The 13442-nt window shown below is 60.1% G+C and carries 5 protein-coding genes; all 5 read left to right on the top strand.

Going from position 1 to position 13442, the window contains the following annotated elements; translation table 11 throughout:
- Nucleotides 1-53 precede the first annotated feature (53 nt).
- Nucleotides 54-9791: a C45 family autoproteolytic acyltransferase/hydrolase gene (locus SH139x_RS01855; protein WP_488353592.1), complete on the top strand. Its 9738-nt coding sequence runs from the start codon at nucleotides 54-56 to the stop codon at nucleotides 9789-9791.
- A complete protein-coding gene (locus tag SH139x_RS01850) occupies nucleotides 9788-10717 on the top strand; it encodes a 4'-phosphopantetheinyl transferase family protein (RefSeq protein ID WP_488353591.1) in 930 nt (309 codons plus the stop codon). Before SH139x_RS01855 ends, SH139x_RS01850 begins: the two co-directional genes overlap by 4 nt.
- Entirely contained in the window at nucleotides 10714-11478 is a 765-nt protein-coding gene (locus tag SH139x_RS01845; protein ID WP_488353590.1) for an SDR family oxidoreductase, read from the top strand. Before SH139x_RS01850 ends, SH139x_RS01845 begins: the two co-directional genes overlap by 4 nt.
- A 76-nt stretch (nucleotides 11479-11554) precedes the next feature.
- Nucleotides 11555-12124, top strand: a complete 570-nt coding sequence (locus SH139x_RS01840) for a TVP38/TMEM64 family protein (RefSeq protein WP_488353589.1) — start codon at nucleotides 11555-11557, stop codon at nucleotides 12122-12124.
- A 63-nt stretch (nucleotides 12125-12187) separates the two neighbouring features.
- On the top strand, nucleotides 12188-13408 hold the full coding sequence (locus SH139x_RS01835) for an aromatic ring-hydroxylating oxygenase subunit alpha (RefSeq protein WP_488353588.1): 1221 nt from the start codon (nucleotides 12188-12190) through the stop codon (nucleotides 13406-13408).
- Nucleotides 13409-13442: the final 34 nt, after the last annotated feature.

Raw genomic sequence — 13442 nt, 5'->3', positions numbered from 1 at the left:
TTGGGGCCACAACAAAAGAACAAAGAAAAAGGGAGGGGCAGCACCGCGCACTTATGCCCACACAGTCACCAATTGCCATTGTCGGAATGGCCTGCCGGTTACCCGGTGCCGACGACTTGGACGCCTATTGGCGCCTCTTAATCGAGGGCCGCAGCAGCATCGGTCCAATGCCCGCGGATCGCTTGGATCGCCGTTTGCATTTGGACCCCAGCGGCGCGCGGATGGGGACGACCTACACCGATCTGGCCGGCATTGTCGAGCCCTTGCCGCACGACCCCGCGCGTTGCCCTTTACCGTCCGAGTTGGCCGCCGCCTGCGACCCCACCCACGTCACATTTTGCCAAGTCGCTTGCGAAGCGGTGCGGTTGGCAGGCTGGGATCCCTGGCGGATGCCGACTCGACGGGGCGGCGTCTACGTGGGACACACCCGGGGCACGGTCGTTTCCGGGCAATTGATCTACGGCACCCTTGCGGCGGAAGCAGCCGAACTATTGCGAAATTGCCCCAGCGTGCAAGACGGGTCGCTCAGCCCACAAGCGCTCGATCAATTGATCGCCGACACGGTCGCTGAGGTGCGGTCCGCCATGCCGCAGCGAGGAGCGGCCGGGGAACCCCATTTAGATGCCCACTATGTCGCTTCGCTGGTCTCCCGCGCGCTCGGCTGGGAAGGTCCGGCAATGGCCGTCAATGCGGCTTGCGCTTCGAGCTTGATTGCCATGTCGATGGGCATCAGCGCCTTGCAACGTGGCGAGTTAGATTGCGCGATCGTGGGGGGAGCGAGCCACTGCAAACTCGACTCCCTGGTGCTATTCAGCAAAGCCAAATCGGCCAGCGCCACCGGCAGCCGCCCCTTCGACGATGGAGCGGATGGATTAGTCGCGGCGGAAGGTTACGTGGCCCTGGTGCTGAAAACGGTGGCAGCTGCGGAGCGCGATGGCGATCCCATCTGGGCGGTCATCCGCGGCGTGGGGGTCTCCTCCGATGGCAAAGGCAAAAGTCTCTGGGCACCCCGCAAGGAAGGTCAAGTCGAAGCGATTCGCCGCGCCTATCCGGCCGACCTGCAACCAACGGCCGTGCAATATCTCGAAGCCCACGCGACCAGCACGCAAGTCGGTGACGCGACCGAACTTTCGGCCCTCGATGAAGTCTTCGGGCCGCTCCGACAAGGGCGTGAAAAACTGCCGATCGGCAGCGCCAAAGGGAATGTCGGGCACACGTTGGAAACAGCCGGGATGGCCGGTTTGCTGAAAGCCGTGCTGGCGATGCGGCACGGCGTCATCCCGCCAGCGGTGAATTTGCAGACACTCAACACCAAAGTCCAATGGGACCAACTGGGCCTGCAAGTCGCTCGGCAAACGACCCTCTGGCCCGATGCTCCAGCAACTGCCAATCTAGCTGGCACAGCTCACGACGGCCAAGCGATCGAGCTCTCGTCCCCCGACCAACACGAGTTGTGCAAAATCGACCCGCTTCGCTGCTGCGCGGTGAACGCCTTTGGTATTGGCGGACTGAATGTGCATGTGGTGCTGCAAAGTCGCCCGCCGGAAGTTTCCGCCGCAGTGCCACGACAAACATCCCCGGCAGCCAGCTCGGTACGACTGGTTAACTCCGACGATTCGATCGCCATCGTGGGTGCCGCCGCATTGCTGCCCGGCGCCCTTTCGCTGCCAGATCTGGCCGATCTGATCGCCAGCCAAAAATCTCAAATCGCTCCCCTCGGCGACGACCGCTGGCGAGCCGATCTGGGACTCGATCCACACCACCGCCGCCCCTATCACGCCATCAGCAACCAGGGCGGAGCGTTGCAAGGCTGGGAGTATGATTGGCGACGTCATCGCGTGCCTCCCAAACAAATCGAAGCGGCCGATCCGCTGCAATTCATGCTGCTCGATTGCGTCGAAGCGGCGATCCACGATGCCGGCCTGCTCGCTGCCAAGACCACGGCTGAAACCTCGGCTGCGACGCCGAATTCAATCAACCAGGGCCCGGCCGCCTGGGATCGCCAACGTGCCGCCGTCATCATCGGCACTGATTTTCTGGGCGATTTTTCCGCCAACCTGCAGCTGGCCGTACGGCTGCCCCATCTGCTCGACACGCTCGGCGAATTATTGACCCGTCGCGGTCTGGCGGCACCGCTGCGCGAGCGTTTGCTGGGGGAATTCGAGCAAGCCTTCGTGACCAAGAATCCTGCGCTGTTGGATGAGACAGGCAGTTTCACGACCAGCACGCTGGCTTCGCGAATCACCAAAACGTTCGACTTGATGGGGGGCGCCGCATCGGTCGACGCGGGCGACGCCAGCGCGGCGGCGCTGCTGAATGTGGCCAGCGACTGGTTGCACCGCGAACGTTGCGATTCGATCATCTGCGCCGCCGGGCAACGCGCGCTGGGGTTGTTCAATTACGAACGGCTCAGCCTGCAAGGCCGACTTCGCGGCGACGACGGCCGAGGCTTTTTGCTGCCCGGCGAAGGAGCCGGCGTGGTCGTGCTGCGACGGTTGAGCGACGCGCGGCGGGATGGCAATCCCATTCGCGGCGTGATCGCTGGCATCTCCGTGCGACGTCAAGAAGCACCCCAGCAAGCCTCACCGTTGGCCGCCCAAATCGGACACCTCGGAGGCGCCGCGGGAATGGCCGAGTTGCTGGCCGAACTGGTCAAAAATCACGCCCCGCAACATGCCGGGCCGCGACAAACTGGAACAAGACAAATCAGCGTCTATGGCGGCGGCAATCAGTGTTACCAAATCCATCTCGCCGCAGAGTCGGAGTCGGAAGTTGCGGTCCCGACGCCAAACGCCAGCTCGCAACCAAAGAGTAGCTCGCAACCGACAGCTGACTCGCGACCAACCATTAACTTGCAATCAGGATCCACTGCATCGCCACTCGTGGTGCGGCTCAGTGGTGAAAACTGGACTGCGTTGGCCGAGCGATGTCGGCAGCTGGCGATATCGATCGAGACGGCTTGGGACAGTCTGCGGACCAGTCAATTCGCAGCAACCGACGATGTGCGGATGATCATGGCGGTGGCTTCCGCGGAGGAAGCTGCCAAGCAATTACAAGTCGCTGCGGCTCGCGTGGAAACACCCCCGGCCCGCGCCCAATTGGCGGCTCGCGGTATCCTCTGTCAGCGCGTCAGCTTTGATCGCCCCCGCGTGGCCTGGATGTTCTCCGGGCAAGGGTCGCAGTATGGTGGCATGTTAGCTGACCTGCTGGAACATGATGCCTCTGCCCAAGCCACCGTGGCGGCCATCGACACCGTCTTTCGTTCATTGGGTTTGCCGACTTGGACATCGATCTCCGGCGAGCAAAGCGATCAACTGGGCAGTGACGTGCTGCACACAATGATGGCGGTGCTGGGTGCCGACTGGATACTGGCCGATCAACTAACACGTCGCGGCCTGACACCGGCGATCGTCGGTGGGCATAGTTTCGGCGAATACGCGGCGCTGGCACAGGCGGGTGTGTGGAGCTGGGAAGCGGCGGTGCGAGCTGGTCAAGCGCGAGCCCGCGCGGTGGTCAATCATTGTCGTGCCGGAGGTGCCATGCTGTGCACCGACGCCGATGCGCAAACCGTCGAATCACTCTGCCGAACTATTCGCGAGCGAAAACAGGGTGGCGTCTATCTGGCGAACCATAACGCGCCGCGGCAAAGTGTCATCGGTGGCGAGACGGCCGCCCTGCACGCCGTTTCGCAATTATTGGAGAGCGAAGGCTTTCGCGTGATGCCGATTCCCGTGCCGAGACCGTATCACACACCCCTGATGCAATCGACACGAGCGCCACTGAGCGCCGATCTGGCTCCGCTGCAAATGCGCCCCTCGCTGTTGCCGGTGCTCAGCAGCGTGACCAATCGCTACGAAGCGGACCCGCAAGCATTTCGGGAAAACCTCAGCCAACAAATGGTAACCCCGGTTCGCTACGTCGATTTAATCGGTCGCCTCCGTGAGGATGGCGTGAATTTGATTATCGAAGTTGGCCCCGGCCAAGTCTTAACCAAACTGCACCGGCAAATTTTGGGCAGCGAAGGCCCACTGGTCGTTGCCACCGATGATCGTCGCGAGGGCTGTCGCGCGGCCCTGATGCTGGCGACAGCCGCCTATGAGTTGCTGCAACCCGCCAGCTCGCAAAACCAACCGCCATCGATTCACGTCCCCACGCGGCAGACCGAAACGCGGCAGAGCGAAACGCCACAAGCCGAAAAACAGCAAGCCGGTTCTGCCGAGCAAGCACACGGGAATGCGGTCGAATTTTCCGCCGACGCGGTGACTCACCTCGATATTGTCGAATTGGTCGGTTCACCCCGCGAGATGGGATACCAGCACGGTCTTCGCAACGCCGAACTATTGCGGAAGACGGCGGAGAGTATTGCCGACGCCGTTGAATGGCCGGGCGGTTCACTGCATTGCCTCTCCGAACTAGCCGACACGCCCGAACAGTTGTTTGGCGATGACGACTTGGAAGAGCTCGCCGGCATCGCCGCCGGCTCGGGCATCGATTTGCGATCGGTGATCGCTTGCAACCTCTTCGCCTATCCCGACCTCAGCGGTTTGGGAGGTTGCAGCCATTTGGTTGTTCCCGACGCGGCCGGTCAACCACTGCATGGTGCCAACGAAGACCTGCCACTGTCGTTAATCATTGAACCCTTCAGACGCCGCACGGTGCAGTGGCGTCGACCGTCCTGCGGCATCGCTCACATCACCTTTTCGGCGGCGGGGCAACTTGGTGGTATCGTCGGCATGAACGTGGCTGGACTATCGGTCAGCAGCGCCATGTTGCTGGATCGACCCCGCCGCAACGACGCGCCAATCGGTTTGCTGCATGGGGTGCTGGTTCGCCAAATCCTCCGCGACTGTGATTCGGTATCAGCAGCGCTCGAGCTATTGACCAGTGATCGGCTGCGGCCCCGCGGCAGTGGCGGTTGGGCTTTGATGTTGGCCGATGATCGCGCCGCTCAGGCGACGCTCGTCGAGTACGACGGCGAGGAGATGGAGATTCGCCAAGCGAGCGAACTGTACGCCACCAACCATTGCCAATTACTGCCACCGCTGGAAACGACCCCCAGCCACTCGCAACGACGCAACGAACGACTCGGCTCGCTGCTCCGTAACAGCACCCCAAGCGAAGAACCGATGCAGCAAGCGCTCTCCGCGCTCCGCGATCGGTTTGACAGCCGACTGGGGCGCAGCGTTACCCACCTGACAATGAACACGGTCTGTCGACTGGACAACCAATTGAGCGTCGTGATGCGACCGGCCAGCGGCGAACTGTGGGTCCACGCGCCGGGTAAAATCACTCAAGACGGCTACGTCCGCTTGGCAATCCGCTCCTCAGCAAACACCTCTGCGATCTCCTCCTCAGCCGCCTCCTCGCCAATCACCAGCGAGTCACGCCCGGCGAGCCAGCAGCCAGAAACACCTTCTGCCGACGCTGCCCAAACTTGGTTAACACTAACTCAATATAGCCAGATCATCGCCAACTATCAGCCGCCGGCTGGTCGAGTCTGCGATCGCTTTGTTGTTCGCCCCGTCACCACGACGGTCGAGCGAGCGGAAAATCAACAGCCACTCAGCGGTACCGGCTTGGTAGTCGGTGCACTCGAATCGGCTACGCAGTTAGCCCAATCGCTGGCCGCCGACACGCAACTCGCTTGGCAACCAGTCGGTCTAGACGAGTTGCTGACAAAGCTCGCTTCCCAACCGAACGCCGGCCCACTGCGAGTCGTCTTCGATTTGGTCGAGCCCACCAACAGCGAACGGCTAACGCAACTGTTCGAGGTCGTGCGGCAACTGCTCGAGTTGCGACAACAAGCGGGGCTGATCGAACAGACCGACTTGATCGCGATCTCGCGATTGGGCGGCGACTTCGGGCTCTCAATCGCGGCGCAGCCTGTTTCCCATCCTGATCATCAAGGCAGCCAACAAGGGGCGATCGATTGCCTCGCCGGGCTCTGGAAAGCGCTCGCCATGGAAGCTCGTGCCGAAGGGGCTGCCGCTCCTCGATACATTGCCTTGGACGTTGACCGGCAATTGTCGCCCGCCGCATTGAGCCGCCATTTGGTCGAATTGTGGGGGCAATCTACCGACAACGCAGCGACTCAGATTGAATGGTGTTTCAGTAGTAACGGCAGTGCCGGTCAAACACGGATCATCCCGCAGCCGCTGGCGACATCAGCGAACAGTAGCTCAGCAAGCAGCCCAGCAAACATCGCCAACGGACGAGCGATTGATCCGGCGGGCTGCTGGGTGCTGACCGGCGGTGGTAGAGGTGTCACGGCGCTCGCCGCCGAACGGTTGGGCAAACAATTCGGTGTCGCGGTACACTTGCTCGGCTCGACTCAACTCGACATTTCGGCGGACTGGCTGGACCTCGATCAAGCGGGGCTCGAACAATTAAAACGAGAGACCATCCAAGCGGCCGCCCGCTCCGGTGTACGGCCCCCCATTTCCGCCTGGAAACGCATCGAAAGCATGCTCGAAGTCGCTCACAACGTGCGACGTTTGCGGGCCGCCGGGGTCGATGTCCACTACCATGCTTGCGATTTGCGAGATGCCCAATCAGTCGCCGCCTGCTTTGCCACCATCCGCGAGCATGGTCGCCCCATTCATGGCATCATCCATGGCGCCGGGTTCGAACGATCGGCGCGGTTCACTCGCAAACAACTCGACGATGTGCAACGAACGCTGGCGGTAAAGTTGGGCGGCTTGGATGCCTTAGTGGCGGCCAGCGAGCATGATCCCATCAAACATTTCGTTTGCTTTGGCTCCACGGCGGGACGCTTCGGCAGCGTCGGACAAACCGATTACGCCCTCGCCAACGACGCCATGGCTCGACGGATGGGCCAGCTGATGGGGCAACATCCTGGTCGTCGCTATGTCTGTCTGCACTGGACCGCTTGGGGCGATGTGGGGATGGCGATGCGTCCCGAAGTGCTGGCTTCGCTGCAAGGCCGCGGGATCGCTTTGATGCCAGCCACCGAAGGCATCGACCACTTGATCGAAGAACTCACCAGCGGCTCGCGTGAGCCCGAAGTGGTGATCACCGACGCCGGACGTTTTCAACAATTGGTCGCCCAAGATCGGCTCTTGCAATCCGTTCAGCAAATAACTCAGCAAGCAGTTGAGCAAGCAGCTCAGGATCCACCCCAGCAGTCAGCTCGAGTTGACAACTCGGACGGCAGCCGACGCGTCACTGGCCGCTATGCACTCCGCTGGGCAAGCGACACGTCGGGCAGCAGCGGGCTGAACGACACGGCCCCTTCGCAACTTCTGCGGCGGGTCTTCCTGTGGGGCGATTCGACCTGGTGTGCGGCGATCGCGGCCGAGCTGCGAACGCGAGGTGCTGATTGCTGTTTTGTCGATTGTGATGATCAACTCGATTCGATGCGCACGTCGCTCGACCGCTTTGCCCTCGACGGCACCATCGATGCTTTTTTGGCGATTCCGCCTGACCGCTGCGGCGACTTGGCGACCGCTCCCGATCGTTTGTTGTTATTGCTGCAAGCTTGGATGGGTCACCTGGATCGTCACGCCGATCGCGAGTTGCCCGTAGTGTTTGGAACGTTAACGCAACTGGGTGGCGACTTTGGTTTTGCCGGTCAATTTCAGACCCCCGCCTCGCTGGCTGCGATGGCCGGCTTGGTCAAATCGATGGTCGTTGAACTGCACCACCGCGGCTTTACAAGCGCCCTCTGTCACGCGCTCGATACTGAGTACGGCGACCCCACGGCGTCGCAAGTGAACAACTTGTTGAACGCACTGCTGCGGCGCGACAAAGTTTTAGAATCGACGTTGGCTACCGATGCCGCGTCGGCTCGACGCTTGGTCTATCGGCTCGCCGAACTGCCAACCCCTCAGCCCAATCACCCAACTCAACCCAACAGCCCAGCTCAGCCCCGCGGCGATTGGTTGGTAACCGGCGGCGGTCGCGGGATCACTTGCGAAGTGGCCCTGGGGATCGCTCGTCGCTTCGGCTTGCGCCTGCACATCCTTGGTTCGTCCGATCTCAACTTGGTGCCCGCCAACTGGTTCGGTCTGGACGAAGCGGGACGCGCCAAAATCAAGCGCCAAGTCATCCAACAAAACATTCAGAATCCCCGTCGCGAACCGCCGATTCGTGCCTGGCAACGTCTGCTTGCCGCCGCAGACGTGGCCGAGAACTTACAACGGTTTGCGGCCGCCGGAGTCGCAGCCCAGTACTACTGCTGCGATCTGGTATCGGCGGAAAACATTAACGCCACCGTGGCCCAAATCAACGCGACTGGAGTGCGGATCAGCGGTCTGCTGCATGGCGCCGGCTACGAAAAATCAGCCGATGTATTGAAAAAAACCGCTGCCGATGTTCGCCGTACGTTGGCGATCAAATTGGATGCTTATAACAGCTTGTTGCAAGCATTATCGACGGCACCACTCCAGCACATGATCGCTTTTGGTTCGATCAGCGGGCGGCTGGGCAGCTTGGGGCAAATCGATTACTGCCTAGCAAATGATGCCGTGGCGAAAAGAACGTATCAGTTGCGGAACGAACGCCCCCAGTTGCTGGCGACCACCTTCGCTTGGCACTCGTGGGACGGCGTCGGGATGGCGGTGCGACCCGAAACTCGCCAGTTGAAAGAGAAACTGGGGATGACTTACATGAGCATCACCGAGGGAGTCGATCGCGTGATCGAAGAACTCTCCCACGGGCTGCCCGATGCCGAAGTCTTGATCACCACCCCCGCCCATTTGCAGCGGATGGGTCAACAAGCCTCACCTGAGCAGCTAAACAATGAGCAGCTCAACAATGGACGGATCGGCAATAAACTCATCGAAGATAAATCGATCAGTGACCAGCCAGTGGAACTGGTTACTCCCTCCGCGGAACCCGCCCCCTCCGGAGAACACCGCTACAACATGCCGCTGTTTCCGGATAGCGATCCGTTCTTGGTCCAACATCGTTTCAAAGATCGGCCGCTGATGCCGTTGGTGATGGGGATCGAAGGGATGTTGCAGGCGGCCAGCAAAACGCTCGGCAGTCATTCGCCCAACAGCCAAAATGCGCCCACCAGCCAACAGCCAGCATGGACCCTGACCAACCTCGAAGTCCACGGGCCCTTGCGATTTCCCAACGATCAACCGGTCAGCGGGCAAGTGGAGCTGGCCGCTCGCGATCAGGGTTGGCAAGCTTCCCTGCAAAGCTATTTCCGCAACGCGGCCGGTCAAGCATCCCCCAAACCACGCTTGCATTTCACCGCCCAGCTTACTGCTCGCCAGCGTGGCGAGACGTGCGAATTGGGCGGGGCTGAATTGGGCGGGGCTGATCTCCGCGAACTGACGCGACCGATCGCGGCGGCTGAGATTGAACATCTGCGTCCGGTGGCGATCCGCGACGATTTGGTGCTCTATCACGGACCCATCTTCCGCATGGTGCAACAGATCGCGATTGGCGATAGAGCGGCGGTGGCCACCATCAAGGTTCCCCCCACGCGGCAAGTTGCCGGGGAACAACGCAGCGATCAAGCTTGGGTCAGCTCACCGGCGGTGCTGGACGCTTGCCTGTTTGCCGCCGGAATCCAGTTGTTCGTCAGTGACGAAGGGGCCGTTTCGGTACCACTGGGGATCGACCGTTTGGACTTGCTGAGACCTTGTCCGGTTGGCCAAACGTTATGGCTGCGGGTGATCAATCGCTCGCTCGAGCAAACACAAGCAAGTTTCGATTTTGTGTTGCTGGACGATCAGGGCACGCTGTACGTACGAGCCCTCGGCTATCGGGCTTCGATCGTCGCCCACGCCAACAAAGCAATGGGCTCGCAGCGATGATGCACGTCACGACCAGCCCCAACAGCTCACGTATCGACACGCCCCGCGGTCCATATTATCGCGGTCTCGATTTTCGCGGTTCAGCTTCGCGCGACGTGCCATTGCCCAACTTGCCTGCTTGTGGATCGACTTCGCACAGGTTGACATTAAACACTTTGGCTTGGGACTGGGTGGCGATTGCCGACGTCACTCCCGCCGACGCCGATTGCCTGCATGCTTGGGAGCGCGAAAGGTATCATGGATTTCGCTCGCCGCAACGCCGCGCCACTTTCCTGGCTGGTCGGCTGGCGGCAAAACGTCTGCTGCTGAGCACGGCATGCGCGGGTGCTGACATGCGAGAGCTGGTAATCCTCTCTTGGAACCGCGATGGTCGAGGTGTTTCTCCACGAGTCTGGCTGCGACGCCGCCTGATCGCCGGTCAGCTTTCGATCAGCCACGATGATTGGCAAGCGGTCGCTGTCTGGACCACACCGTACGAAGCACCGGTGGGCATTGATGTCTCAACCACGCGGCACTCGGGGAGCGATAGTTGTCTGGACAACGCGAGGACAGCAAATTTCACCGCCAGTCCTTTGTGGTTTGGGACCGACGAGCTGCGACGATTACGAGAGCTTGGTGCACCCACGGCTGGCATGCACGATGCAGACGGCACCGCCTGGGCGACGGCCCGCGATTGGTTCTCGCTCAAAGAAGCCGCCTTTAAAGTCTCGGCGGAGACCAGCTTTCAGCCGCTGCGATTCCGCCTGGCAACAAACGGTAAGAGGAAAGGCGACAGCCCTCACCATGATTTTGAAACTCACCTGGAAAGCCGCTCTTTGGCCACTCGCTGTCGACTAGCTCTTGCGCGTCGCAGCCGACCTTTTCGGCCAGCAGATCACACCCCCCATTACTCACTCGCCCCACCTGAATTGCAGCACTACTCATGATTGATCTAACTGGACAAGTGGCTTTGGTAACCGGCAGTTCGCGAGGTATTGGACAAGCCTGCGCTTTGAAGCTGGCAGCGGCCGGTGCGGACATCGTCTTGAATTATGTCACCAGCCAGAGTGCGGCGATGCGAGTCGCCGAACAGATTGACTGCCTTGGCCGTCGCGTTGCGGTGGTCAAAGCGGACGTCAGCGAAGTTGAAGATGTCGAAGAGATGTTGGGCTTTATCGAACAATCTTTCGGGCGTTTGAACATTGTGGTCAGCAATGCGGCGACCGGTGGTTTTCGCTCGCTGCTGGACGCCGATTCGCGACACTTCGATGCCGCCATGCACACCAACGTGCGACCGCTGATCTATCTCGTCCAAAAGAGCCTGCCGCTGCTGCAACAAGGTCCGGGACGCGGCAAGGTGGTGGCGATCAGCAGCCACGGTTCGATGATGGCCTTGCCGTCGTACGGTTTAATCGGCGCCTCGAAAGCCGCTTTGGAAAGTTTGGTTCGGCATTTAACGCTGGACGTGGGCCACTTGAATGTCAACGTCAACGCCGTGCGAGCCGGACTGGTGGAAACCGACAGCACGCGGCGTCTTCCCGACGCGGAACGCATGTTCGCTGGCCGCAGCCGCAAGAGTATGATGGGGGAACGGGTGTTGGCTGCTGAAGATGTAGCCAACGCGGTGTTGTTCCTCGCCAGTCCGCTAGCCGATCTGGTACAGGGCGAGACGCTGACCATTGATGGTGGCGCGGCGATCCACGTGTGAGCTGGCCTACCACCACGTGTGAGCCGGCCAATTAACATTCGAACCGGGGCAGAACCCCACCTCGCGACGACACAACATGCAAAGTTCATTCGCGGAAAAATGGCGACGCTTGTTGTTCAATCCAGGGCTGTGGGTTTTTGTCAGCGTCACGATTTTGGGAGTTTACACGCTGCGAATGCTGAGCCTCTCAGGCGGTCTGGAGTCGATGCGCATCGGGCTGGGTGCCCTCGCGCCGTTGTTCACCATCCCGCTTCACATCATCATTTCGATCTCGCCCATTCCCTCCGATTTCATCTGCGTTGGGAACGGGGCAATTTATGGTTTCTGGGGTGGCGCGGCGTGCAGTTGGTGCGGTTGGTGGTTGGCTGGGATGATCTGTTTTTGGATCGGTCGTCGGCTCTCGATCGACTTGGTAAACAACGCCGCCGAACGTTTACCGCGACTGCTGCGGCGTTATCCCTTGGACCATCCTTTGGTGCTGATCATCGCCCGCCAAGTACCTGGCGTGGGCGGTTATATAACGACCTACGGCGCGGGGGCCATCGGTGTGACTTGGTCAAAACATTTATGGTGTTCAGCCTTAGCGATCGTTCCCGGGTCACTGTTGCTGGCCGCTGCCGGAGTCGCCCTCACCCGCCCCGCATAGCTCTCCAGGCTGCCCACCGGTGTCCTTCACAATGAACAGTTCTTTAACACGTTGTCAAACACCATGTTCATAAGCCAAACCCACCTACCACAGTTGCTTTCGCCGGACCACTATCGGCATGCGGATCAATTGGCTATCGAATTGGAAAAATTATTCTTGCCGGCGTGGCATTGCCTCGGCACGCTTTCTGACGTGCCACATTCGGGAGACTATTTTACCAGAACGTTACTGGAACGACCGCTGCTGGTTCGGCATGGCGAACAGGGCATCCAAGCCTACTTAAATGTTTGCACTCATCGCTTTTGTGAATTGCGCAGCGACTCCTGTGGCAACATGCCAAAGCTAAAGTGTCAATATCATGGCTGGGAATTCAATGACAGTGGCGACACCCAACGTATTCCAGACGCGAAGAGTTTTCGGCCTCTCAAGAAAGGTGTGCTTGGCTTAAAGACCTTTCCCACCGAAACGGTGGGCCAATTAATTTTCGTGTCTCTTGCCGAAAATCCACCACCGCTGCGAGAATATCTGGGACCAGGCTACGAGCTTTGCCAGCAGCTTTACAGCGGACAGGCCGAGCAGATACTGGCGGTCGATCGGCCCAACCACGCCAACTGGAAAGTCTCATTAGAGAACTCCCTGGAAGGCTATCATTTGGAAACCGTCCATGCGGATACGTTTCGCATGTACCCGCCCGATTCCCATTGCCATCATGAGTTATTCGAAGGGCGAAGTTCACTCCGCGTCGCCTCGCCTGGTCCCAAAACCAAGCTCGAACGACTGGGTGATTTACTCTTCAAATTAGCCGGTGTCAACAGCGACACCACCTATTATCAATTCCACGTCTATCCCAACCTGGTGTTTGCCAAATTTGGCATGTTCAGTTGGCTTGAAGTGGTCCTACCCGACACGCCCGACGACTCACATGACATTTGGCGATTCTTCTCCAACATTCGCACCCCGGGCCGCTATCGCAGCTATCTGCCAGCGGCCATCCTGCGGCGTTGGGGACGAAAGTGGTTTAAGCAAGTGATCGGGGAAGACGAAGCCATTTTTCCGGCCATTCAAGCGGGGTTGAACTCGCCCCATCATCCCGGCTCTGGGCTGGTTAGCACGCGGGAAGAACGCGTCTTTCATTTTCAAAAGTATCTGCTCGACAACGCTAGCGCCTTCCCGGCCTCCATCCCCAGCGGACCCTTTCAAACCGGCGACCCTGCGGACCAGCTAAACTCGACGAACGACGAAAGCCTCCCCAACCGAACCAGCGAGTCAGCGCACGTTTCCTAGCATTTTCAACCCGGCTGGCCCGCACCTCACCGAC

Origin of the sequence: Kothea flammea (genome assembly GCF_052161645.1) — a bacterium.
Classification (GTDB): Bacteria; Planctomycetota; Planctomycetia; order Pirellulales; family Pirellulaceae; genus Laterigemmans.
This window is presented reverse-complemented; position numbering and strand designations above follow the sequence as displayed.

What these genes read in the sequence shown, in the direction of transcription:
- SH139x_RS01855 (WP_488353592.1), top strand. Translation starts at nt 54, where the DNA reads ATGCCCACACAGTCACCAATTGCCATTGTCGGAATGGCCTGCCGGTTA.
- SH139x_RS01850 (WP_488353591.1), top strand. Translation starts at nt 9,788, where the DNA reads ATGATGCACGTCACGACCAGCCCCAACAGCTCACGTATCGACACGCCC.
- SH139x_RS01845 (WP_488353590.1), top strand. Translation starts at nt 10,714, where the DNA reads ATGATTGATCTAACTGGACAAGTGGCTTTGGTAACCGGCAGTTCGCGA.
- SH139x_RS01840 (WP_488353589.1), top strand. Translation starts at nt 11,555, where the DNA reads ATGCAAAGTTCATTCGCGGAAAAATGGCGACGCTTGTTGTTCAATCCA.
- SH139x_RS01835 (WP_488353588.1), top strand. Translation starts at nt 12,188, where the DNA reads ATGTTCATAAGCCAAACCCACCTACCACAGTTGCTTTCGCCGGACCAC.